This window comes from Streptomyces spinoverrucosus (assembly GCF_015712165.1).
GTDB lineage: Bacteria > Actinomycetota > Actinomycetes > Streptomycetales > Streptomycetaceae > Streptomyces > Streptomyces spinoverrucosus_A.
Genome location: NZ_JADPZX010000001.1, coordinates 1,493,753 through 1,516,741, shown reverse-complemented (window position 1 = coordinate 1,516,741; position 22,989 = coordinate 1,493,753). Strand labels below are relative to the sequence as shown.

Sequence of the window (22,989 nt, the reverse complement as noted above, 5' to 3'; positions counted from 1 at the left end):
TGTCATCCGCCGCACGGCAGGACTGGATTTACTAGGACGTCCAACTATATATTCGTGGGGAAGGCCCGCGGTGCAGGGAAGCCGGTGTGAATCCGGCACGGTCCCGCCACTGTGACCGGGGAGTACGCCGTCGAGAGATACGCCACTGACGAGCTGGATGTCGGGAAGGCGGACGGCGCGCGCTGATCCGGGAGTCAGGATACCGGCCGTGGGATTTGTTCCGTGTTGTCCACGAGGATGGAGCAGACACGCATGGCACCGGTGTGCACCCACGACCCAGGTGAATCCCCCGTTCTCTGACGAGGACGGGCTTCGAGCCATACGCGATCTCGCGCTGCCCCGCACCCCGACGCCACGAGCGTCCCGAGGTGCCGGACCGGCGTGCCATCCCCGGATCCCACCTGACGAGAGCAGGCATCGATGGTCCGCGAACACGACCGCGCCGCTGTGCGCGAGTTGACCCATTTCGTCGGCGGCAAGCACACCCCGGGTACATCGGGGGCCTACGGCGAGGTGTACGACCCCAACACCGGCCGCGTCCAGGCCCATGTACCGCTGGCGAACCGTGCCGAGACCGCGGCGGCCATCGCCGACGCCGCCGAGGCCCAGCGCGAATGGGCCGCCTGGAACCCGCAGCGCCGGGCGCGTGTGCTCCTGCGCTTCCTCCAGCTTGTGGAGGAGGAGAAGGATGCGCTGGCCCGGCTGCTGTCCTCCGAGCACGGCAAGACCATCGCCGACGCGCACGGTGACATCCAACGCGGCTTGGAGGTCGTCGAGTTCGCAGCGGGCATCCCGCACCTGCTCAAGGGCGAGTTCACCGACAACGCGGGCACGGGCATCGACGTGCACTCGCTGCGCGCACCGCTCGGCGTGGTCGCCGGGATCACCCCGTTCAACTTCCCCGCGATGATTCCCCTGTGGAAGGCCGCCCCGGCCCTGGCCTGCGGCAACGCCTTCATCCTCAAGCCCTCCGAGCGCGACCCGTCGGTCCCGCTCCGCCTCGCGGAACTCTTCCTGGAGGCGGGCCTGCCGCCCGGCGTCCTCAACGTCGTCAACGGCGCCCGCGAGACCGTCGACACCCTCCTCGAAGACCCGCGCGTCGCCGCCCTCGGCTTCGTCGGCTCCACCCCGATCGCCGCGCACGTCTACGCCACCGCCGCCGCCCACGGCAAGCGCGCCCAGTGCTTCGGCGGCGCCAAGAACCACATGATCGTGATGCCGGACGCCGACCTCGACCAGGCCGTCGACGCCCTGATCGGTGCCGGATACGGCTCGGCGGGCGAGCGCTGCATGGCGATCTCCGTGGCCGTACCGGTGGGCGAACAGACCGCCGACGCCCTCGTGGCCCGCCTCAAGGACCGCATCGCCGGCCTGCGCATCGGCCGCAGCGACGACCCGGACGCCGACTTCGGCCCCCTGGTCGGCCAAGACGCCGTCGACCGCGTCCGCTCCTACGTCGACCTCGGTGTCGAGGAGGGCGCCGAACTCGTCGTCGACGGACGGGACTTCACCCTCCCCGGCCACGAGGACGGCTTCTTCGCGGGCGCCTCCCTCTTCGACCGGGTGACTCCTTCCATGCGCATCTACCAGGAGGAGATCTTCGGCCCGGTCCTGTCCGTCGTCCGCGCCGCCGACTACGAGGAGGCCCTGCGCCTGCCCAGCGAGCACACCTACGGCAACGGCGTCGCGATCTTCACCCGGGACGGCGACACCGCCCGCGACTTCACCCGGCGTGTGAACACCGGCATGGTCGGCGTCAACGTGCCCATCCCGGTGCCGGTCGCCTACCACACGTTCGGCGGCTGGAAGCGCTCCGGATTCGGCGATCTGAACCAGCACGGTCCGGACGCGATCCGCTTCTACACCCGTACGAAGACGGTCACTTCACGCTGGCCCGCCGGCCTCAGGGAAGGCGCCAGTTTCACCATCCCGACGATGGGGTGAGCGGTATGACCATGCTCACCGAGGACCAGCAGGCCCTTGTCGAGACCACCCTCGACTTCGCCCAGGACCATCTCGCCCCGCACGCCCTCGACTGGGACCGGGACAAGCACTTCCCCGTCGACGTGCTCCGCAAGGCGGCCGGTCTCGGCCTCGGCGGCGTGTACGTCCGTGAGGAGTCCGGAGGCTCCGGCCTCACTCGCGCCGACGGCGTGCTCGTCTTCGAGACGCTCGCCTCCGGCTGCCCGTCCATCGCCGGGTATCTGTCCATCCACAACATGGTCGCCTGGATGATCGACCACTACGGCGACACCGCCCAGCGCGAGCGATGGCTGCCCCGCCTGTGCTCGATGGAGGACCTGGGCAGCTACTGCCTGACCGAACCCGGTGCCGGCTCGGACGCCGCCGCCCTCACCACGCGCGCGGTTCGCGACGGCGACCACTGGGTGCTCACGGGGGTGAAGCAGTTCATCTCCGGGGCGGGCGCCTCGCAGCTCTACCTCGTGATGGCCCGCACGGGAGGCGAAGGCCCGCAGGGCGTCTCCGCGTTCGTCGTCGACAAGGACGACCCCGGCCTTTCCTTCGGCCCCAACGAACGCAAGATGGGCTGGAACGCCCAGCCCACGGGCCAGGTGATCCTGGACGAGGTCCGCCTGCCTGCCGACCGGCTGCTCGGCCGCGAGGGCGACGGTTTCCGCATCGCCATGAGCGGCCTCAACGGCGGCCGACTCGGCATCGCAGCCTGCTCCCTGGGTGGCGCCCGCAGCGCCCTCGACCGCAGCCTGGCCCACCTCGCCGACCGGGAGGCGTTCGGCGCGCGGCTCCTCGACGCCCAGGCCCTGCGCTTCCGCCTCGCCGACATGGCGACCGAACTCGCCGCCGCCCGAGCCCTCGTCCAGCAGGCCGCCCAGGCCCTGGACCGTGGGGACCCGCAGGCGCCGTACCTGTGCGCGATGGCCAAACGCTTCGCCACCGACACCGGGTACTCCGTCGCCGACCGGGCGCTCCAACTGCACGGCGGCTACGGCTACCTGAGCGAGTACGGCGTCGAGAAGATCGTCCGCGACCTGCGGGTCCACCAGATCCTGGAAGGAACCAACGAGATCATGCGCGTCATCGTGGCCCGCGGCCTGACGGAGGCGTTCGGATGACCGACGTCCTGTTCCGCACGGAGGGCCGGGCCGGCCACATCACCCTCACCCGCCCCAAGGCCCTGAACTCCCTCACCCATGACATGGTGCTGCGCATCGCCGAAACGCTGACCGAGTGGGAGCACGACCCGGCCGTCGAGACCGTCGTCATCACCGGCGCGGGCGAGCGCGGCCTGTGCGCGGGCGGCGACATCCGCGCCATCCACGACGACGCCCGCGACGGGGACGGTTCGGCGACGGCGGCCTTCTGGCGCGACGAGTACCACCTCAACGCCCGGATCGCCCGCTATCCCAAGCCATACGTCGCCGTCATGGACGGCATCGTGATGGGCGGCGGCGTCGGAGTCTCCGCGCACGGCGCCTTCCGGGTCGTCACCGAGCGGTCCAGGATCGCCATGCCGGAGACCGGCATCGGCTTCGTCCCGGACGTCGGCGGCACCTATCTGCTCGCCCTCGCGCCCGGCGAGCTCGGCACCCATCTCGCCCTGACGGGCGCCCAGATCGGTGCCGCCGACGCCCTGCTGTGCGGACTCGCCGACCACTACGTGCCGTCCACCGCACTCCCGGGCTTCGTCGACGACCTCGCCGAGAAGCCCGTACGGGAGGCGCTCGCCCGTCACGTACGGCAGGCGCCCCCGGGAGTCCTGGCCGGCCGCCGGGAATGGATCGACGCCTGCTTCTCGGCCGACACCGTCGAGGACATCGTCCAGCGGCTCCTCGCCCAGGGTGACCCGGCCGCCAAGGAGACCGCCGATACCCTGCTCGCCAAGTCGCCGACCGCTCTCAAGGTCACCCTGGCCGCCCTGCGCCGCGCCCGCCGGCTCGGCCCCTTGGAGCGGGTCCTCGACCAGGAGTTCCGCGTGTCGTGCGCGACTCTGACCGCCCCGGACCTGGTGGAGGGCATCCGCGCCCAGGTCATCGACAAGGACCGGGACCCGCACTGGTCGCCGGCGACGCTCGTCGAAGTCACCGACGCGGACGTCGAGCGCTTCTTCACGCCCCTCGGCGAGCGCGAACTGGGCCTCGCCGCCGCATCCGACACCACCGAGGAGGTGGCCTGGTGAGCACGACCGTCGCGTTCATCGGACTCGGACACATGGGCGGCCCGATGGCCGCCAACCTGACCAAGGCCGGCCACCGGCTGCTCGGCCACGACCTCGTCCCCGCGGCGATGGAGAACGCCGCCGGAGCCGGAGTGGAACCGGCCGCGTCCGCGACCGAGGCCGTCGCCGACGCCGACGTGGTCATCAGCATGCTGCCCGCCGGCCGCCACGTCCTGGGTCTCTACGACGACATCCTGGCCGCCGCCCGCCCCGGCACGCTCTTCGTCGACTGTTCCACGATCGACGTCGCCGACGCCCGCACCGCCCACGAACGCGCGGTCGCCGCCGGGATGCGCGCCCTGGACGCACCCGTCTCCGGCGGAGTGGTCGGCGCCGAGGCCGCCACCCTGACCTTCATGGCGGGCGGGGGAGAGGCGGAGTTCGCCGAAGCGCGCCCCTTGCTGGAGGCCATGGGCAAGAAGGCCGTGCACTGCGGCGGGCCGGGCGCCGGACAGGCCGCCAAGATCTGCAACAACATGATCCTCGGCGTCTCCATGATCGCCGTCAGCGAGGCGTTCGTCCTCGGCGAGAGCCTCGGCCTGTCCCACCAGGCCCTGTACGACGTGGCCTCCACGGCCTCCGGGCAGTGCTGGGCCCTCAGCGTCAACTGCCCCGTTCCCGGGCCCGTTCCGGCAAGCCCCGCCAACCGCGAGTACCGGCCCGGGTTCGCCGCGTCCCTGATGGCCAAGGACCTGGGCCTCGCCGCCAACGCGGTGCGCGCGGGGGGCGTCGACGCGGAACTCGGCCTGCGTGCCGCCGAGTTGTACACCGCCTATGCCGAGCGCGTCAGTGACACGGAGGACTTCTCCGGCATCGTACGGACGATCAGGGACCGCAGCGGAGAAGAGAACGGGGACGCGGCATGAGCAATGACGCCGAGAACACCTACGCCACGATCCGCGTCGAACGCAAGGGCCGCACCGCCCTGCTCACTCTCGACCGCCCGAAGGCCCTCAACGCGCTCAACCTCCAGGTGATGGAGGAGGTCGTGGCGGCGACCGAGGCCCTCGACCGGGACCCGGACTGCGGCTGCATCGTGATCACCGGATCGGAGAAGGCGTTCGCGGCCGGGGCCGACATCAAGGAGATGCGGCCGCAGGGGTACATGGACATGTACCTGAGCGACTGGTTCACGGCCTGGGACCGGCTGGGGCAGCTGCGCACGCCGACGGTCGCCGCCGTCTCCGGGTACGCGCTGGGCGGCGGCTGCGAACTGGCCATGCTCTGCGACATCCTGCTCGCCGCCGACACCGCCGTCTTCGGGCAGCCGGAGATCAAGCTCGGTGTCATCCCCGGCATCGGCGGCTCCCAGCGGCTCACCCGCGCGGTCGGCAAGGCCAAGGCCATGGAACTGTGCCTGACCGGGCGCACCATGGACGCCGCCGAGGCCGAGCGCGCGGGCCTGGTCTCCCGGATCGTGCCCGCCGACGAACTGATCGGAGAGGCGCTGAACGTCGCGGAGACGGTGGCGGGCATGTCCCTGCCGGTCGCGATGATGGCCAAGGAGGCGGTGGCACGGTCCTTCGAGACGACCCTGGCGGAGGGCGTCCGCTTCGAACGGCGGCTCTTCCACGCGGTGTTCGCGACTGCGGACCAGAAGGAGGGCATGGGCGCGTTCGTCGACAAGCGGCCGCCCGAGTTCCACCACAGGTAAGCGTCGGGTGAGAGGACGTTCGCTGACGTGAGAGGGCTCGCGGAACCATCCGGGGGCCCTTTCGCGTTCTCCGAGCACCGATGGCGTCCGGCGAGGAGCGGAGGAACCGAGTGGCCAAACGACCCCAGCCGCGCCGCATCACCCTCGGCGGCCACGAGGCGGTCGCCCTCACCGTGGAGGAGTACGAGCAGCTGATCGCCAGCCGTCGGCAGATCGGCGGCCAGAGCGCCCGCGTGCGCGTGCTCGCTCAACAGGCCAAGCAGACCGAGCAGTTCCTTGAGGAGTTGGAGGTGCTGGTCGGGGCTCGACTAGCACGTACGTCCGCCGGTCGGGGTCGATGGCGAGCCGTCCCCCGGCCGGGGGACGGGCCCGTTGGGCGCAGTCACGGCGTTCGCAGATCCGGCAGCCCAGGCCGATGGGCGTCGCGGCGCGGGGGTCGTCCAGGGCAATGCCCTCGGCGTAGACGAGCCGGTGCGCGTGGCGCAGTTCGCAGCCGAGCGCGACGGCGAACTCGGCGCGCGGGGCGTGATGGCCGAACCCGCCCCGGGTGATGGTCCTGGCGACCCAGAAGTACCGCTTACCGTCCGGCATTTCGGCGACCTGCGTCAGGATCCGGCCCGGTGCTGAGAACGCGTGAGCGTGCCGAGGTCGCGGTAGGCGCGCTCGACGGCGTTCAGTTCCGCAGGCGTGCGGTCCTGTACGAAGGCGGGCTCGTCCAGCTGGACCCACTCGGCGCCGGCCGCGCGCAGGTCGGCGAGCACCTCGGCGTACACCGGCAGCAGGCGGTCGAGCAGGGTGAGCGGCTCGAAGTCCGCGGGGACGCCCGGTGCGGGCTTGGCGAGGAGCAGGTAGGTGACGGGGCCGACCAGGACCGGGCGGGCGGTCAGGCCCAGCGCCAGGGCCTCCTTCAGCTCGGCGACTTGCTTTGTCGAGTCGGCCGTGAACACCGAGTCCGGGCCCAACTCGGGCACGAGGTAGTGGTAGTTGGTGTCGAACCACTTGGTCATCTCCAGCGGCGCGACGTCCTGGGTGCCGCGGGCCATGGCGAAGTAGCCGTCAAGGGTGTCGGCCGCCATGGCCGCGCGGTGGCGCTCGGGGATCGCGCCGACCATGACGGTGGTGTCGAGGACGTGGTCGTAGTACGAGAAGTCACCAGTTGGCACTTCGTGGATGCCGGCGTCGGCGAGCTGCAGGTGGCAGGTCTTCGGACTCGCGGGCACGCCCTCGTCGTTCACCGAGGAGGACACCTACTGGCCGTCGCTTCCCAGGCCCGGTACGTCGGACCCAGTGCGTATGACGGCGGTCGTTCCCGCTCACCGCTGCGGGGCAGTCCCGGATTCCCACCGGGTTCCCTCTTGCGACACCCCGCCATGGGGTCCCCCCATGCTTTTGGGCTATGGGGGAGGACGGGGTGAACCAGCTGCTCCGGCCACCCTACGGGGTGTCGTCCCTCGGGCAAGGGAGCCGTCCGGGCTCTGGAAGGTGACACAGAGCACGTCGGAGGCGGAACGCCGAGGGGCGGGAAGCGCCGCACTCGCGCTTCCCGCCCTTCCCAGTCGCGCCGCGCGGGACCCTCACCCCTGCGGCGGTGCGGGCCCCTCAGCCCGCGTCGTACCAGGCCCTCAGCCCTGGTCGTAGGTGTGGAAGCCCCGGCCGGTCTTTCGGCCCAGCAGCCCCGCCTCGACCATCCGCTGGAGCAGCGGGGGAGAAGCGTAGAGGGGTTCCTTGAACTCGTCGTAGAGCGACTCGGCGATGGACGCGACGGTGTCCAGGCCGATCAGGTCGGCGAGTTTCAGCGGGCCCATCGGGTGGGCGCAGCCGAGCTCCATGCCGGTGTCGATGTCGGTGGCGGTGGCGAAGCCGGACTCGGCCATCCGGATCGCCGACAGGAGATACGGGATGAGGAGCGCGTTGACGACGAAGCCCGCCCGGTCCTGGGAACGGATCACCGTCTTGCCGAGGGCCCGGGTGGCGAAGTCCTCCACCGCGGCCGTCGTCGCGGCCGACGTGTGGAGCGAGGTCACGACCTCCACCAGGGGCAGTACGGGCACGGGGTTGAAGAAGTGCAGCCCGACCACTCGGTCCGCGCGGCTCGTAGCCATGCCGAGCCGCATGATCGGCAGGGAGGAGGTGTTGGTGGCGAGCACCGCCTCCGGATCCTCGACGATCTTGTCGAGCGCGGCGAAGATCTCGGTCTTGGCGTCGGCGTTCTCGATCACGGCCTCGACGACGAGCTGCCGGTCGGCGAGGTCGTCCAGGCTGCTGGTGAAGCCGAGCCTGGCGAGGGCGTCACCGGCGGCTTCCTGGGTCAGCTTCCCCCGCCGCACCGCACGGTCCAGGGAACCCGCGATCCGGTCGCGGGCGGCGCGGGCGGCGATGGCATCCGCCTCGCAGACCACGGTGTCGAGCCCGGCCCGTGCGCACACCTCCGCGATGCCGGCGCCCATCTGTCCGCCGCCGACCACGCCGACGCGTCCGATCGCCGCGCTCATGCCGCGGCCTCCGTCCGTCGTACCAGGTGCCGCGTGTAGGCGTCCGGCGTGAAGAACAACGGCAACTCGCCCGTCAGCGCGGTCCGTTCGAAGAGGGCGCGGATGTCGTCGACCGGCGCCCACGGGTACTCGGCGCCGAGCGCGGCGGTCTCGTCGTCGAGGATCTCCTCCACGGTCTCCCGGTCGATGACCCGGTGCCGCAGCCACTGCCAGATCTGCACGCGGGCGATCTCGGCGGTGGCCGCGTCCTCCATCAGCCCGTTGATGGCGACCGCACCCTGCCCGCGCAGCCAGGCGGCGAAGTAGCGCAGCGCGACGGAGACGTTGGTGCGGACCCCCTCCAGGGTGGGCGGGCCGCTGATCCTGCGCACGGACAGCAGGCCGGCCGGGGTCACCTCGACGTCGTCGCGGGTCCGGTCCAGCTGATGGGGGCGTTCGCCGAGGACACCGTCGAAGACCTCGCGGCAGACGGGGACGAGTCCCGGATGGGCGACCCAGGAGCCGTCGAAGCCGTCCTCGGCCTCGCGCTCCTTGTCCAGCCGGACCTTGGCGAGCGCGGCCTCGTTGGCGGCGGGGTCCTTGCCCGGCACCTGGGCCGCCATGCCGCCGATGGCGTGGGCGCCGCGCTTGTGGCAGGTGCGGACGAGGAGTTCGGTGTAGGCCCGCATGAACGGGGCGGACATCGTGACCTTCGCCCGGTCGGGCAGGAGGAAGTCGGTGCGGTGGCCGAAGGTCTTGATCAGGCTGAACAGGTAGTCCCAGCGGCCCGCGTTGAGCCCGGAGCTGTGCTCGCGCAGTTCGTAGAGGATCTCCTCCATCTCGAACGCGGCGGTGATCGTCTCGATGAGGACGGTGGCCCGGATCGTGCCGCGCGGGATGCCGAGCAGCTCCTGGGCGAGGACGAAGACGTCGTTCCAGAGGCGGGCCTCGTAGCGGTTCTCCAGTTTGGGGAGGTAGAAGTACGGGCCGTACCCGGCGTCGATCTGCCGCTGGGCGCAGTGGAAGAAGTACAGGCCGAAGTCGACGAGGGCTGCGGGCACGGGCCGGCCGTCGAACTCCAGGTGCTCCTCGTCGAGGTGCCAGCCACGCGGACGCACGACGATCGTGGCGAGCTGCTCGCCGAGCCGGTACTCCTTGCCCTCCGGCGTGGTGAAGTCGATACGGCGCTCGATGGCGTCGAGCAGGGTGAGCTGACCGCCGATGACGTTGTCCCAGAGGGGCGCGGTGGCGTCCTCGAAGTCCGCCATCCACACCTTGGCGCCGGAGTTGAGCGCGTTGACGGCCATGCGCCGGTCGGGCGGGCCGGTGATCTCCACGCGCCGGTCAGTCAGACCGGGCGCGGGCGGCGCCACCCGCCAGGTCGGGTCGTTGCGTACAGAGGCCGTGACCATGGGGAAGTCGAGAGGCGAGCCCGACGCCAGCCGCAGTACCTGCCGGCGGCGTTCCTTCATCAGGTCCCGCCGACGCGGCTCGAACGCCTCGGCCAGCCGGCCGATGAAGTCCAGGGCGGCGGGGGTGAGGATCTCGTCGTGCCGGTGACCGGGGGCGGCGAGGACGCGGACGTGGTGGGTGAGTGCGGTGGTGGACATCGGGCTCTCCTGAGGGATGGGAGCGGAGGGGGACGGAGACGGTTCGTCCCCCTCCGCTCGGCCGAGGGCCGGCCGGACGGCGAGTGTCCGGCCCGGCGGCCTAGTGGAACTGCTCTTCCTCCGTGGACCCGGCCAGCGCGGTCGTGGAAGAGGCAGGGTTGACGGCCGTCGACACCAGGTCGAAGTAACCCGTGCCGACCTCACGCTGGTGCTTGACGGCGGTGAAGCCGTGGGCCTGGGCGGCGAACTCCCGCTCCTGGAGGTCGACGTAGGCGGTCATGCCGTGCTCGGCGTAGCCCCGGGCGAGGTCGAACATGCCGTGGTTGAGGGAGTGGAAGCCGGCGAGGGTGATGAACTGGAACTTGTAGCCCATGGCGCCGAGTTCGCGCTGGAACTTGGCGATCTGGTCGTCGTCCAGCGCGGCCTTCCAGTTGAAGGAGGGCGAGCAGTTGTACGCCAGCATCTGGTCGGGGTACTGGGCGTGGATCGCCTCGGCGAACTCGCGGGCCTGGGCGAGGTCCGGGGTGCCGGTCTCCACCCAGATCAGATCGGCGTACGGGGCGTAGGCCAGACCACGGGCGATGACCGGCGCCATGCCGTTCCGCACCCGGTAGAAGCCCTCCGCCGTGCGCTCACCGGTCACGAACTCGGCGTCACGCTCGTCGACGTCGGACGTCAGCAGATTCGCGGCCAGCGCGTCCGTGCGGGCGATGATCACCGTCGGTGTGTCGGCGATGTCGGCGGCGAGACGGGCCGCGTTGAGGGTGCGGATGTGCTGCGAGGTCGGCACGAGGACCTTGCCGCCGAGGTGGCCGCACTTCTTCTCGGAGGCCAGCTGGTCCTCGTAGTGGATGCCGGCGGCGCCGGCCGCGATCATGCCCTTGGTCAGCTCGAAGGCGTTCAGCGGGCCGCCGAACCCGGCCTCGGCGTCGGCGACGATCGGCGCCAGCCAGTCGGTCGAGCTGTCGCCCTCGCTGGTGGCGATCTGGTCGGCGCGCAGCAGCGCGTTGTTGATCCGACGGACCACCTGGGGAACGGAGTTGGCCGGGTACAGGCTCTGGTCGGGGTAGGTGTGCCCGGCCTGGTTGGCGTCGGCGGCGACCTGCCAGCCGGACAGGTAGATGGCCTGGAGGCCCGCCTTGACCTGCTGCACCGCCTGGCCGCCGGTCAGCGCGCCGAGCGCGTGGATGTAGTCCCGCTCGTGCAGCTGACGCCACAGCCGCTCGGCGCCGCGCCGGGCCAGAGTGTGCTCCTCACGGACGCTGCCGGAGAGCCGTACGACGTCCTCGGCGCTGTAGGTGCGCTCGATGCCCTGCCACCTCGCGTCGGTGGCCCAGCGCTTGGCCAGTTCCTCGGCCGCCTGCGTCCTCGCTTCTGCCATGACTGTCACCGTTTCCTCGGTCTGTACTGGCTGCCAATCCCGCCGTCCGGATGAACAGAGGTGGCACTGCGTGTCGTCTCACTGGGATGCGGCCCGCCGTCACCCCGGAGGGCGAAGGTGAGCAATGCTGTCGGCGTGATGCGCCGCGGATGCCGGGATCTCCGACGTCAGGGCAGTGAATCGTGCCCCGGTTCCGGGCGGTTTCTGCCGGGTCCGGCGGGCCGCACTGAAACTCTGGCACTGGCACTGAGTGCCATCAACCTTGGATCAATGCCAACTTTTGCGAATCTTCTCGCCGTGGTTTGCCAACTTTGCGAAGGTCGGGGTGGCGGGTTCGTCCCGTACGCTGACCGGGTCGGGATGCCTGGTATGGAGGAGCGCGGGTGAGCAAGACGTACGCGGGTGCGCGGCTGCGGCGGCTGCGTGAGGAGCGCCGTATGAGCCAGGCGGAGCTGGCCCGCGTCCTTGGTATCTCGCCGAGCTATCTGAACCAGATGGAGCACGACTCCCGCCCGCTCACCGTGCCCGTCCTGCTCCGGCTCACGGAGACCTTCGGCGTCGACGCCGCCTTTTTCTCCGAGCGCGACACCGCCCGCCTCGTGGCCGACCTGCGCGAGGCGCTGACCGGCGAGATCGCCGCTTCCAGGGTCTCCCCGTCCGACCTAGCCGAACTGGCCTCGCGGATGCCCGCGGTCGCCCAGGTCCTGCTCGACCTGGGCCGCCGCAACCAGCAGCTCGCCGAGCGACTGGCCGGGGCGGCGGACGGCCGGGGCGCAGAGCGGGAAACCGTGCCCTCACCGCACGAGGAGATCCGCGACTTCTTCTACCGCCGCCAGAACTACCTCCACGACACCGACCTCGCCGCCGAGCGGCTGGCCGAGGAGATCGGTATCCGGCCCGGTGAGGTGATCGGGGCCCTCACCGCGAGACTTGCCGAGACGCACGGCATCCATCTCGCCGCGGAGTCCGGTGAACGGCTGCACCGCTACGACGACCGAACCCGCACCCTCCATCTGTCCTCGCGCCTGCGGCCCGGTCAGCGCGCCTTCCGCATGGCGACCCAGCTGGCCCTGCTGGAACACGGCGAGGATCTGGGCCGGCTCGCCGCGGAGGACTTCGAACCCGGCTTGCAGGCCCACGCGCTGGCCCGCATCGGGATCGCCAACTACTTCGCCGCCGCGCTGATCCTGCCGTACACCGCCTTCCACACGGCCGCCGAGGAGGTCCGCTACGACATCGACCGCCTCACCGACCGCTACGGACTCGGCTACGAGACCGTCTGCCACCGCCTCAGCACCCTCCAGCGCCCCCGACTGCGCGGGGTCCCCTTCTCCTTCGTCCGGGTCGACCGGGCCGGGAACATGTCCAAGCGGCAGTCCGCGACCGGCTTCCACTTCTCCCGGGCCGGCGGCACGTGCCCCCTGTGGAACGTCTACGAGGCGTTCACCTCACCCGGCCGTATCCACGTCCAGATCGCCGAAATGCCGGACGGGCAGCGGTACTTGTGGACGGCCCGCGCCGTCACCCGGCACCGCGGCGGCTGGGGCGAGCCCGGCAGGACGTATGCCATCGGGCTGGGCTGCGAGATCCGCCATGCCCACCGCCTCGTCTACTCCGACGGGCTCGACCTCACCAACGCCTCCGCCGCGACTCCGATCGGCATGGGCTGCCGCGTCTGCGAACGCCTTGGCTGTTCCCAACGGGCCGCGCCACCGCTGGGGCGTCCGCTGCTCATCGACCAGAACAGCAGCACCTTCGTGCCCTATCCGGTCGGGAACGACGGGGCCCGGGGGTAGGCCGAGATCTCGGCCCACCCCGCGGACGCACCGACCCGACGGAGTGTCAGACCTCTGCGGCTGAACGAGTGGCGCGCTGCCGGTGGATCAGGCCGAGCGCGCCGTCCAGGAGCAGGAAGGCCAGCAGGGACCAGCCCAGCAGCGGAACCGCCCAGCCGACGGCGATGGTCAGCGGCACGGCCACGGCCAGAGCGGGCCAGGGCAGGTTGCGCCAGGTACCGCGCGCGGGCGGGCGGCCCACCCAGGCGCGGCGGTCGGCCCGGGTGGGCCTGCGCTGCCACCACATGCGGTAGCCGAGCACGATGCCCACGGTCAGGCCGAGGGCGATGACCGCGAGGACGATCTGGTTGGCCAGACCGAAGAGGGTGCCCATGTGGGCGGCCACACCGAGCGTGCTGAGCTTGGCGAGCACCGGGTGGTCCGCCCAGTCGACACGCGAGGTGACCTCGCCGCTGTGGGGGTCGATGGCCGCCTGGTCCTTGTGGACCGGCCACAGGCCGTCGGTCTGGGCGACGGTCCAGGTGCTCTTGTCGTCGGCGGGGGTGCTGATCTCCACCGGACCGTCGAGGCCCGCGGCACGGGCCTCGTCGAGGATCCGGTCGATGGTCAGCCCTTCGGGCAGGCCGCCCTCCGTGGTGTCTTCGCCGGTGCTCTCGCCGTGCGAGTGGTCGTGTCCCGAGCCGCCGGTCCCCGCGGACGCGGTGGTGTCCAGCTCGGGTGGGTAGGCGCTCAGCGAGGTCCGCAGGTCGGTGATGCGTTCCCCGGCATGCGTCGACCAGGTCAGGCCGGTGACGCTGAGGGCGAGCAGGCCGACGGAGATCCACACCCCGGTCACCGCGTGGAAACTGCGGCTGCGGCGCACCCCTCGCGCTCCGCGTTCCGGTAGCACGGTGTTCCGCTTCGAGCCGCCCGCGTAGGTGCGGCGGCGGCCGAACCACAGCACGAGACCGCCCAGGACGAGCACCCACAGCCAGCTCGCGGCGAGTTCGGAATAGAGCCGGCCCGTCTCGCCGAGGTGAAGGTGGCGGTGCAGGTCGTCCAGCCAGGTGGCCAGCGGTGTCGAACCGAACCACGTGGTCAGGGCGCCGCGTACCTCGGCGGTATAGGGGTCGACGTAGACGGTGCGCTGCTTGTCCTGCTCGGCGAGTTCGGGGACGGAGAGCACGACCTTGGTGGTGTGGTCCGGCGCGTCGGGCGGGACGACCGAGGCGATGACGCCCTCGGGGTGGGCTTCGCGGGCGGCCGCGATCTGCTCGGTCAGGGGTCTGGGCTCGTCACCGACCCGCTCCACCCGCAACTGGTCGCCGTAAACGAACTGGTCGAGCTGCGGCACGGCGGTGTACGCCAGCCCGGTCAGCGCCGCGACCAGCAGGAACGGGGCGACCAGGATGCCCGCGTAGAAGTGCAGCCGGGTCAGCAGGGGCCACCAGCCGGAACGGGTACGAACGTCGGCGCCGCCGTTCTGCGCCGGTGCCGCGGAGGTCGGCGAGGCGTCGGTAGCGGTCTGTGCGGCTGGTGGGCTCGGGTCGGGGGAGTCGGCGGGTGGGTTTTCGTCGGGGGAGGCTTCGGACGTGGTGCTCATGAAAGGGCTCAGCTCCTGAAGTCAGCCCGGCCCACTGCGGGGAACCGGGTTGCTGTTCACTGCTGGACGGGCGCGTGTGGCCCACCGGTCCCGTCGCGATGAGCGGGGCCGTGGGCGTACGGCACGCCCGTGAGTGCCGACGCGTGCGGCTGGGCGAACCCGGGGCATGCGAGGCGAGAAAACCGGTCGGGTGAGAAGTGCGCGGGACACCCTCGGTTCGGCCGGATCAGCGGGTGAACAGCAGGGGCGGCCCGCGGCGGGCGAGTGCATGCTCCAGTACTCGGGTGCCGAAGGGCACGTCGTTGTCCGCGGCGCCGCACTGGGGCGCCACACGATGCCGGGACAGCGCCGCCCGGTGCCGCGCCCACCGCCGCAGCAGGTCCAGGGCGCGGAACGTGGCCGAAACGGGCGCGCCGAGCAGACGGCACAGCCGCCACACCACGGCCTCACCCTGCCGCAGCCACCAGGCGGCACCGAGCCCGGCGACCAGGTGCGCGAGCAGCATGAAGGGGCTTGGATGGGCGGCGTCCAGGGCCACTCCGACCGCTTCGGCACCTGTCCCGGTGGCGCCTGTTGCGGCTGCCGGGGCGTGGTGCTCCGCATGCGACATGTGCCCGGCATGCCCATCGGGGGGTGCGGAGGGCGCAGTGCTGGTGCGGGCGGGCCCGGCCAGGGCGAACAGCAGGTGCAGCGCGCCCTGCGTGACCGTGACCGCGCCGCCGATCTGGACCAGGGAGCGCTCGCTCCCGGCTAGACGTCCGGCCGTGACCGCGACAGCGATGCCGCCGATGGCCAGCAGCGTGAGCGGCGGACGATGCCCGGCAGCCATGCCGTGCCCGGTGGCGGCCAACAGCACGCACACGAGGCTGAACACCGCCACCCGCGAGGCGCGGAGCAGACCGCGGTCAGCCATCGCTCCTCCTCGCGTGTTCGCCGGGCTGCCCCGCTTCTTGTCGCACACATACGTGTGCGACTTCGTGACCGTTCACTTCCGGCCACGGGCGATCGTCAACTGCCGTCGGGACGATGCGCGTGTCCGAGCCCGCTGTGCCCGCCGCCGACGAGTGCCGAAGTGGCTCGCGGGGCGAGGGCCGGCAGAGCCTACCGTGACCGAAATAGGCCGCACCAGTCCGCCGACCGCAGTTCAGCGCGCGGGAACGGTGAACGGGTCACGCCCGCACCGCGTACACCACGGCACGCGATTCCCCGCGGTCACCGAGAAGCGGCGAGGACAGGAGCATCCGCCATGGCTGAGAAGACCTACACCGTGTCCGGTATGAGCTGCGGCCACTGTGCGGCGAGCATCACCGAGGAGGTCGTCGAGGTCGCAGGGGTCACCGAGGTCGACGTCGATGTCCCGGCGGGCCGTGTGACCGTGACGGGCGAGTCGGTCGACGACGCTGCCGTACGTGCCGCGATCGTGGAGGCGGGCTACGAGGTGACCGGCGCTGCGTCGCCCGCGGCCGCCTGACCGGCCGAGTGTGATGCACGTCACTTGCGGGCGGGGGAACTTGCGTTTCACCTCGCCCGACTCCTGAACCGTAACGGCCGACCCGGGAATTGAAGCGAACTGCTCGTCCGGGCGTCGGACAGGCATCAGGAGGCCCGGTGATGGAAGAACCCGAGCAGACGTCGTCCCCGAGGGCGGGCGCGGCCCGGCGCAGGCTGGTGCCGCCGCCCGCCCTCTGCGGTTTCCTGCTGCTGCTCACGCTGGTCTTCACGGTGTCGTACGCCGTCGGAACCGCCGCCGGTCCGGTCGCGCCCGGCATGCACCGCTCGGGGACGGACGACGACGGAAACGGCGGAGACGGTGGCGGCACGGACATGGAGCACGGGGACATGGGCGACATGGACATGAACCACGGGAGCGGCAGCTGATGGCCACCGAACCCGCACCCCCCATGACGATCACCGACCTGACCGTCGGTGGGATGACCTGTGCGGCCTGCGTTCGGCGGGTGGAGAAGAAGCTCGCCAAGCTGGACAGCGTCTCGGCGACGGTCAATCTGGCCACCGGGCGCGCCCGCGTCAGCCACCCGGCGCACGTCCGCCCGGCAGAACTGGTAACGGCCGTCGAGCAGGCCGGCTACACGGCCGCGCTGCCCGAGCCGCCGAGGAAGAAGCCGGAACGCCAGGACCGCGGCGACGAGCCCGAGGACGCCCGTCAGGAACGCGAACGCCTGCTGATCACCGCACTGCTCGCGGTCCCGGTGCTCGTGCTGTCTATGGTGCCCGCCTGGCAGTTCCGCAACTGGCAGTGGTTGTGCTTTGTGCTGTCCGCGCCGGTCGCCGTGTGGAGCGCGTGGCCGTTCCACATCCGGGCGGCGCGCGGGCTGCGGCACTCGACGGCGACCATGGACACCCTCGTCTCGCTGGGCGTGGTGGCCTCCTTCGGCTGGTCGGCGTACGCCCTGTTTCTGGGCGGGGCGGGCGAGCCGGGCATGACGATGCCGTTCAGCCTGCTGCCCGAAGCGTCGGACGGCATGGCGCACGTGTACCTGGAAGCGGCCGTCGGTGTCCCGCTGTTCGTGCTCGCGGGCCGTTTCCTGGAGGCGCGGGCCCGGCACGGCACTGGTGCCGCCTTGCGCTCGCTGGCGCACCTCGCCGCCAAGGAGGTGTCCATCCGGGAGGGCGACGCTGAACGGCTCGTCGCCATCGATGAGTTGACGGTCGGGCAGGTCTTCGTCGTACGGCCCGGGGAACGGGTCGCCACCGACGGGGAGGTGGTGGAGGGCAACTCCGCCGTGGATCTGTCGCTCGTCACCGGGGAGAGCGACCCGGTCGAGGTCGGCTCCGGCTCGGCGGTGGTGGGCGGTGCCGTCAACGCGGGCGGGCTGCTGCTGGTGCGGGCCGCGGCTGTCGGCGCCGACACGCAACTGGCCCGGATCACCCGGTTGGTGACGGAGGCGCAGGCTGGGAAAGCGAAGGCGCAGCGGCTGGCAGACGCGGTCGCGGGCGTGTTCGTGCCGGTGGTGCTGTCGCTGGCGGTGACCGTGCTCGGGTTCTGGCTCGGTGCCGGGGCCGACGCGCAGGCAGCGGTCACCGCGTGCGTGGCCGTGCTGGTGGTGGCCTGCCCGTGTGCCCTGGGCCTGGCGACCCCGACGGCGCTGATGGCCGCGACCGGGCGCGGCGCGCAGCTGGGCGTCCTGGTCAAGGGCCCGCAGGCGTTGGAGGGGTTGCAGCACCTGGACGCCGTCGTGCTGGACAAGACCGGCACCCTGACCTCCGGGCACATGAGCGTCGCCCGGGTGACCGCGGTGCCCGGCGGGCTGGGCCGCGACGAGGTACTGCGGCTGGCCGGGGCGGTGGAGCAGGGCTCGGAGCATCCGCTGGGCCGGGCGATCGTCTCGTACGCGAACCGGGCTCAGTCCGGGACGCGGCTGCCGGCCGTGAGTGACTTCGCGGCGACGGCGGGCAAGGGCGTGCAGGGCCGCGTCGAGGGTCGGCTGGTGGAAGTCGTCGCCCCCGACTGCGAGTTGCCCGCCGACCTGGCAGACGCGCTGCCCGTGGCGGAGGCCGCCGCGCACACGCCCGTGCTGGTCCGGATCGACGGCGCGGCCGAGGCCCTGATCGAGGTCGGGGACGTTCTACGGCCCGGCAGTTACCGTGCCGTGGACCGGCTCCGGCGCCTGGGCGTACGCCCTGTCCTCGCGACCGGTGACCGTGAGGCGTCCGCGCGGGCCGTCGCGGCCGCGCTGGGCATCGACGAGGTGCACGCGCGCTGCACCCCCGAGGACAAGGCCGACCTCGTACGCGAGTTGCGGGAGCAGGGCTACCGGGTCGCGGTCGTCGGGGACGGCGTCAACGACGCGGCCGCGCTGGCCGGGGCGGACCTGGGCATCGCCATGGGCGGTGGCACGGACGCGGCGATCGGCGCCGCCGACGTGACCCTCGTACGCGGTGACATCGAAGCCCTGGCGGACGCGGTACGGCTGGCCCGCCGCACTCTCGGCACCATCCGCGCCAACCTCCTGTGGGCCTTCGGCTACAACGTCGTGACCGTGCCGCTCGCCATGGTGGGCCTGCTCAACCCGATGGTCGCCGCCGCGGCCATGTCGGTCAGCTCGGTGCTCGTGGTCGGCAACAGCCTGCGGCTGCGCGCCTGGCAACCGGCGCCCGCCCGGCAGCGCACCCTGACGACGACCGGGAGCGACGCCCGATGATCACGTCCCTGTGGCGTCCCACCCGCCGCCGTCTGACCGACACCCTGATCGCCGCGGCCGCGCCCGTCGCCGCCTCCAGCCTCGCCCTCGGCGCCCTGACCACCTGGGTGAACACCGGCAACGCGGGCAGCCCGCCGCGCGTCGAGGTCGTCGACGGCCGGGTCTGGCTGCCGTACGGCGACACCCGAGCCACCTCGGCGTACTTCCGCATCATCAACTCCGGGGGCGCGGACGACCGGTTGCTGAAGGTGACGTCCGCCGCGGTCGCCGGCACTCCCGAGCTCAGCCGTCACCGCATGCTCGACGGAAACGCCGCGACCGGTGAGGAGGTCTCCTCGATCCCGGCCCCGGCCGGGGACACGCTGTCCATGTCCCCGGACAGCTTCAACGTGACAGTGCTCGCGAAATCGGGCTGGGAGATCGGCGACGAGGTCCCGTTCACGCTGCACTTCGAGCACGAGGGTCGGATCAGGGTGTCGGCGTTGGTGCTCCGGCCGGGCACGGACGCCTCCTGACCGGCCGGGCCGCCGCTACGACCGTACGGCCGCCAGCACCTCCCGGCACACGTCCACCGCCTGCTCGGTGGACTCCGCGCAGATGCGGCAGTGCTCGTGGTGCGCCGCGCACAGGTCGTGGCTGAGCCGGCAGGCGATCAGGCATGCCTCGACCTGTGCGGCGAGCAGCGTACGGTCGTGGCCGCCCCGGGTCAGGACCCGGCGGGTCGCGGCCGTCACGTCGGCGCAGTCCAGGTCCTGGACGATCGCCGCCCTCAGTTCGTCGGCGTCCTTCCCGGCGAGCATGGCGGCCGCGCACGCCGTCGTGGCCTCCTCGCACTCGGAGAGCAGGCTGACGGCACGGGCCAGGACCTCGCTGCGGAGCGGGCCGGCGGTGGTGAGGCTGTCGAAGAGTTCCCGGGTCTGGAGCATGACGTCCCCCACGGGGCGAGTGGTGGGTCTGTACCCCGCCGACGCCAGTACCGCGTGCCGCCGAGAGGAAGCGACGCGCACCCCACCGTCACCGGGGATTGCGACTGGCGGGAACTCAGGCCCTGTCCGCCCCGACTACTGCATCGGGGGTGGCGGTGGTCCGCCTTCGCACCGAGTGGATCCGGGAGTTGTTCGATGCGTTCTCGTAGGTGGGCCGGTGCCGCGGCCGTCGTGGTGGGCGGTCTGCTCATGGCGGGCTGCGGCAACGGAGACGGCAGCGGGGACGGCGACAAGGCAAGCCCCGCCGCCGGTAAGGCCGCCGCAGGCGACTACCCGGTGACCGTGACCGACTGCATGGGCGCCAAGACCACCTTCGACTCCGCCCCGAAGAGCATCGTCACCAGCAACGCCTCCAGCCTTGAACTGCTGCTCCGGCTCGGTGCCGGGGACAAGGTGATCGGCACCGGCTTCCCGCCCGGCGAGGGCACCCTGCCCGGCGAACTCGACGCGCAGGCCCAGCAGGTGAAGGTCCTGAGCGACACGGTGATTCCGAAGGAGAAGCTGCTCGGCTCCGGCGCCGACCTCTACATCGACACCTTCGCCTCGATGAACATGGGCGGCGGCATGGGCGACGCGCCCACGGAGCAGGAGTTCAAGACCGCCGGGATCAAGCACATCTTCCTCAAGTCCACCGCCTGCGCGGCGCAGAGCAAGAGCGCGGTGACCGACCTGTCGGCGGTGGAGGGGGACATCACCTCCCTCGGCGAGGTCACGGGCACCAGCGCGAAGGCGAAGGAACTCGTCGACGGGATGAAGAAGAAGGTGGACGCCGTCCAGAAGGCGGTCGGCAAGACGGCGGAGAGCGAGCGGCCGACGTACTTCTTCTTCGACTACGACGCCGGTACCAAGCAGCCCATGGCCATCTGCAACCGGCAGGTCGCCAACGCCGTGATCACGCTCGCCGGGGCCCGCAACGTCTTCGCCGACTGCGACGGCGACTACAAGCAGGTCGGCTGGGAGGACGTGATCGCCAAGAACCCGGACTGGATCCAGCTCGGCGTGCGTAATCGGGGGAGTGAGGCGGCGAACGAGAAGGCGTTCGACGAGGCCGAGAAGTGGCTGACGTCCAACTCCGCCACCAAGGGTATGAAGGCCGTGAAGGAAGGGCACTTCCTGCGCATCGGCTCCGAGCAGACCACCATCGCCGGGGTCGAGAACGCCGACACGGTCGAGGAGATCGCGAAGACCATCCACCCGGGCAAGGTCGGCTGACCGTGCTCGACGTTCCGGTGCGCAGGAAGGGCACGGATGCCCCGCGCGCGCAGACGCGGCGTTCCGTGCCCGCCGGGCCGCTGGCGCTGCTCCTCGGGGTGGCGCTGCTCGCGGCCCTCACGGCGGCGGTCGCCTGGGGCTCCACGTCGATCCCGCCGGGCGAGGTGTGGAGCGTGGTCTGGCGCCGGGCGACCGGCGAGGCCCCGAGGCCCGGCACGAACGACCTGATCGTCTGGCAACTCCGGCTGCCCCGAGCCCTGTTGGCGGCCCTGGTGGGTGCCGGGCTCGGCCTGGTCGGTACGGCGATGCAGGCCCTGGTGCGCAACCCGCTGGCCGACCCGTACTTCCTCGGCGTCTCCAACGGCGCCTCCCTCGGCGCGGTCGCCGCGATCGTGCTCGGCCTCGGCACCGGCGGGGTCCTCGGCCTCGGCCTGTCGGGCGCGGCTTTCGCCGGAGCCCTGGCCACCTTCGCCCTCGTCTGGGCGATCGCCCGGCGCGGCGGGGGATTCGCGCCGCTCCGCCTGGTGCTGGCCGGGGTCGCCATCGGTCAGTTCCTGTCCGGCTTCACCAGCTACCTCGTGCTCCAGGCCGGTGACGAGCAGCAGACCCACAGCGTGCTGTTCTGGCTCATGGGCAGCCTGAGCGGAGCGAACTGGGAACTGCTGGCCGCCCCGGCGGTGGCGGTACCGGCCGTGTCGCTGCTGCTCCAGGCCCGCGCCCGCGGCCTGAACGCGCTGCTGATGGGCGACGAGACGGCGGCGGGGCTGGGCATCGATGTCGTACGGCTGCGCAGGGAGCTGTTCGCCGTGACGAGTCTGCTCACCGGTGTTCTCGTCGCGGTGTCCGGGGCCATCGCTTTCGTCGCGCTCATGGTCCCGCACGCCTGCCGCCTGGTCGTCGGCGGCGACCACCGTCGACTGCTGCCGGTGTCGGCGCTGTTCGGCGCGTTGCTGCTGGTGGTGGTCGACATCGTGTGCCGTACGGCCATGGACACGCAGGAGCTGCCGGTCGGGGTCGTCACCTCGCTGATCGGCGCTCCGGCGCTGCTGTATCTGCTGGACCGACGGCTGGGGAGCGGCAGTTGAGGATCTGGGGGAGCGGACGTTGAGAATCGACATCGAGGACCTGCACGTCGCGTACGCCGGTCGTACGGTCGTCGCCGGCGCGCATCTGATCGCGGCCGAGGGCGAGATCACCGGCCTGGTGGGGCCGAACGGCAGCGGCAAGTCGACGCTGCTGCGGACGGTCTACCGGCATCTGAAGCCCGCCTCCGGCCGCGTCCTGCTCGACGGCACCGACATCCGCGCACTGGCCCCCGCGCGCTCGGCTCGGCATGTCGCCGCGCTTCCGCAGGAGCGGGGCGGCGACTTCGAGCTGAGCGTCCGCGAGGTCGTCGCGATGGGCCGAACACCGTACAAGCGGGCCTTCGCCGGGGAGGACGCCACCGACCGGGACGTCGTCGCCCGCGCCCTCACGGACGTCGGAATGGCGGACCACTCCGGCCGCCGCTTCACAGAACTGTCCGGCGGTGAGCGTCAACGCGTCCTGCTGGCCCGCGCGTTCGCCCAGCAGCCGGACGTCCTGGTGCTGGACGAGCCGACGAACCACCTCGACATCCGCCACCAGGTGGAACTGCTCGCCCTGCTCCGCGCGCAGCGCCGTACGACCCTGGTGTCGCTGCACGACCTCAACGCCGCCGCCTCCGTCTGCGACCGGCTGCACGTGCTGCACGACGGCCGGGTGGTTGCCTCCGGCGGGCCCCGTGAGGTGCTGCAACCAGCCTTGCTGGCCGAGGTGTTCGGCGTGCGGGCGACCGTGGTCGAGCATCCGCTGACCGGTGACCCGCTGATCGCCTTCGATCATCGAGCGCCGGCGGACAGAAGGCCCCTTTCCGAGAGCCGGGCCGAGCTGTCCTCACGTTCCCGGGAAATGTTGTGAT

20 protein-coding genes, 1 pseudogene and 2 riboswitches are annotated in these 22,989 nt (G+C 71.5%); of the genes and pseudogenes, 13 read left to right on the top strand and 8 right to left on the bottom strand.

The features are described from left to right. Positions 1 to 51 precede the first annotated feature (51 nt). Positions 52 to 225, top strand: a riboswitch (cobalamin riboswitch). A 195-nt stretch (positions 226 to 420) separates the two neighbouring features. Genes I2W78_RS06950 through I2W78_RS06930 form a run of 5 tightly spaced genes read left to right on the top strand, consistent with a single transcriptional unit; the run spans position 421 to position 5,849 of the window. Beyond that, on the top strand, positions 421 to 1,944 hold the full coding sequence (locus I2W78_RS06950; RefSeq protein ID WP_196457867.1) for a CoA-acylating methylmalonate-semialdehyde dehydrogenase: 1,524 nt from the start codon (positions 421 to 423) through the stop codon (positions 1,942 to 1,944). A 5-nt stretch (positions 1,945 to 1,949) separates the two neighbouring features. Further along, positions 1,950 to 3,092, top strand: a complete 1,143-nt coding sequence (locus tag I2W78_RS06945) for an acyl-CoA dehydrogenase family protein (RefSeq protein WP_196457864.1) — start codon at positions 1,950 to 1,952, stop codon at positions 3,090 to 3,092. Beyond that, a complete protein-coding gene (locus I2W78_RS06940) occupies positions 3,089 to 4,156 on the top strand; it encodes an enoyl-CoA hydratase/isomerase family protein (RefSeq protein WP_196457862.1) in 1,068 nt (355 codons plus the stop codon). The genes I2W78_RS06945 and I2W78_RS06940 overlap by 4 nt, the downstream gene beginning before the upstream one ends. Further along, positions 4,126 to 5,061 carry a 3-hydroxyisobutyrate dehydrogenase gene (mmsB, locus tag I2W78_RS06935; RefSeq protein WP_307783942.1) on the top strand — a complete coding sequence of 312 codons (936 nt, stop codon included), beginning with the start codon at positions 4,126 to 4,128 and terminating at the stop codon, positions 5,059 to 5,061. Before I2W78_RS06940 ends, mmsB begins: the two co-directional genes overlap by 31 nt. Continuing rightward, positions 5,058 to 5,849: an enoyl-CoA hydratase gene (locus I2W78_RS06930; protein ID WP_196457858.1), complete on the top strand. Its 792-nt coding sequence runs from the start codon at positions 5,058 to 5,060 to the stop codon at positions 5,847 to 5,849. The genes mmsB and I2W78_RS06930 overlap by 4 nt, the downstream gene beginning before the upstream one ends. Before the next feature lie 168 nt (positions 5,850 to 6,017). On the opposite strand, the gene I2W78_RS40300 is transcribed toward I2W78_RS06930, so the two are convergent. The 5 genes and pseudogenes from I2W78_RS40300 to aceA all read right to left on the bottom strand — a co-directional run bounded on the left by I2W78_RS40300 (position 6,018) and on the right by aceA (position 11,311). Continuing rightward, complete coding sequence (locus tag I2W78_RS40300; protein WP_307783621.1) at positions 6,018 to 6,578, bottom strand: short-chain fatty acyl-CoA regulator family protein; 561 nt, start codon at positions 6,576 to 6,578, stop codon at positions 6,018 to 6,020. After that, a pseudogene (locus tag I2W78_RS06920) lies at positions 6,482 to 7,039 on the bottom strand (5-methyltetrahydropteroyltriglutamate--homocysteine S-methyltransferase); the annotation flags it as partial. The pseudogene I2W78_RS06920 and the gene I2W78_RS40300, both read right to left, overlap by 97 nt. Beyond that, a riboswitch (cobalamin riboswitch) is annotated at positions 7,028 to 7,248 on the bottom strand. It overlaps the preceding pseudogene by 12 nt. Positions 7,249 to 7,471: 223 nt before the next feature. Continuing rightward, positions 7,472 to 8,341, bottom strand: coding sequence for a 3-hydroxybutyryl-CoA dehydrogenase (locus I2W78_RS06915; protein ID WP_196457856.1), 870 nt, complete (start codon positions 8,339 to 8,341; stop codon positions 7,472 to 7,474). Continuing rightward, on the bottom strand, positions 8,338 to 9,930 hold the full coding sequence (gene aceB, locus I2W78_RS06910; RefSeq protein WP_196457854.1) for a malate synthase A: 1,593 nt from the start codon (positions 9,928 to 9,930) through the stop codon (positions 8,338 to 8,340). Before aceB ends, I2W78_RS06915 begins: the two co-directional genes overlap by 4 nt. Before the next feature lie 100 nt (positions 9,931 to 10,030). Beyond that, entirely contained in the window at positions 10,031 to 11,311 is a 1,281-nt protein-coding gene (gene aceA / locus I2W78_RS06905; RefSeq protein ID WP_196457852.1) for an isocitrate lyase, read from the bottom strand. Positions 11,312 to 11,694: 383 nt separating this feature from the next. Between aceA and I2W78_RS06900 the strand changes: the two genes are divergently transcribed. Continuing rightward, positions 11,695 to 13,107, top strand: a complete 1,413-nt coding sequence (locus I2W78_RS06900) for a short-chain fatty acyl-CoA regulator family protein (protein ID WP_196457850.1) — start codon at positions 11,695 to 11,697, stop codon at positions 13,105 to 13,107. Positions 13,108 to 13,153: 46 nt separating this feature from the next. On the opposite strand, the gene I2W78_RS06895 is transcribed toward I2W78_RS06900, so the two are convergent. Together I2W78_RS06895 and I2W78_RS06890 are read right to left on the bottom strand one after the other, a co-directional pair. After that, entirely contained in the window at positions 13,154 to 14,689 is a 1,536-nt protein-coding gene (locus I2W78_RS06895) for a PepSY-associated TM helix domain-containing protein (RefSeq protein ID WP_196457848.1), read from the bottom strand. A 226-nt stretch (positions 14,690 to 14,915) separates the two neighbouring features. After that, positions 14,916 to 15,602, bottom strand: coding sequence for a hypothetical protein (locus I2W78_RS06890; RefSeq protein WP_196457846.1), 687 nt, complete (start codon positions 15,600 to 15,602; stop codon positions 14,916 to 14,918). Positions 15,603 to 15,935: 333 nt separating this feature from the next. On the opposite strand from I2W78_RS06890, the gene I2W78_RS06885 reads away from it, so the two are divergent. From I2W78_RS06885 to I2W78_RS06870, 4 genes are all read left to right on the top strand, one after another. After that, positions 15,936 to 16,160, top strand: coding sequence for a heavy-metal-associated domain-containing protein (locus I2W78_RS06885; protein WP_196457845.1), 225 nt, complete (start codon positions 15,936 to 15,938; stop codon positions 16,158 to 16,160). A 140-nt stretch (positions 16,161 to 16,300) separates the two neighbouring features. Beyond that, the gene (locus I2W78_RS06880; RefSeq protein WP_196457844.1) at positions 16,301 to 16,567 is read left to right on the top strand and encodes a hypothetical protein; all 267 of its coding nucleotides are present in this window, start codon (positions 16,301 to 16,303) and stop codon (positions 16,565 to 16,567) included. Further along, positions 16,567 to 18,852, top strand: a complete 2,286-nt coding sequence (locus tag I2W78_RS06875) for a heavy metal translocating P-type ATPase (RefSeq protein WP_196457843.1) — start codon at positions 16,567 to 16,569, stop codon at positions 18,850 to 18,852. Before I2W78_RS06880 ends, I2W78_RS06875 begins: the two co-directional genes overlap by 1 nt. Further along, positions 18,849 to 19,367 carry a copper chaperone PCu(A)C gene (locus I2W78_RS06870; RefSeq protein WP_196457842.1) on the top strand — a complete coding sequence of 173 codons (519 nt, stop codon included), beginning with the start codon at positions 18,849 to 18,851 and terminating at the stop codon, positions 19,365 to 19,367. Before I2W78_RS06875 ends, I2W78_RS06870 begins: the two co-directional genes overlap by 4 nt. Before the next feature lie 15 nt (positions 19,368 to 19,382). Here the strand turns inward: I2W78_RS06870 and I2W78_RS06865 are convergent, their stop codons facing one another. Next, positions 19,383 to 19,778, bottom strand: coding sequence for a hypothetical protein (locus tag I2W78_RS06865; RefSeq protein WP_196457841.1), 396 nt, complete (start codon positions 19,776 to 19,778; stop codon positions 19,383 to 19,385). Positions 19,779 to 19,973: 195 nt separating this feature from the next. On the opposite strand from I2W78_RS06865, the gene I2W78_RS06860 reads away from it, so the two are divergent. From I2W78_RS06860 to I2W78_RS06850, 3 genes are read left to right on the top strand one after another with little or no spacing between them, the layout of a single operon-like run. Further along, positions 19,974 to 21,050, top strand: a complete 1,077-nt coding sequence (locus I2W78_RS06860) for an ABC transporter substrate-binding protein (protein WP_196457839.1) — start codon at positions 19,974 to 19,976, stop codon at positions 21,048 to 21,050. 2 nt (positions 21,051 to 21,052) lie between these two features. After that, on the top strand, positions 21,053 to 22,135 hold the full coding sequence (locus I2W78_RS06855) for a FecCD family ABC transporter permease (protein WP_374222647.1): 1,083 nt from the start codon (positions 21,053 to 21,055) through the stop codon (positions 22,133 to 22,135). Between the two features lie 19 nt (positions 22,136 to 22,154). Next, positions 22,155 to 22,988, top strand: a complete 834-nt coding sequence (locus I2W78_RS06850) for an ABC transporter ATP-binding protein (RefSeq protein WP_196457838.1) — start codon at positions 22,155 to 22,157, stop codon at positions 22,986 to 22,988. The last annotated feature ends 1 nt before the right edge of the window (position 22,989 follow it).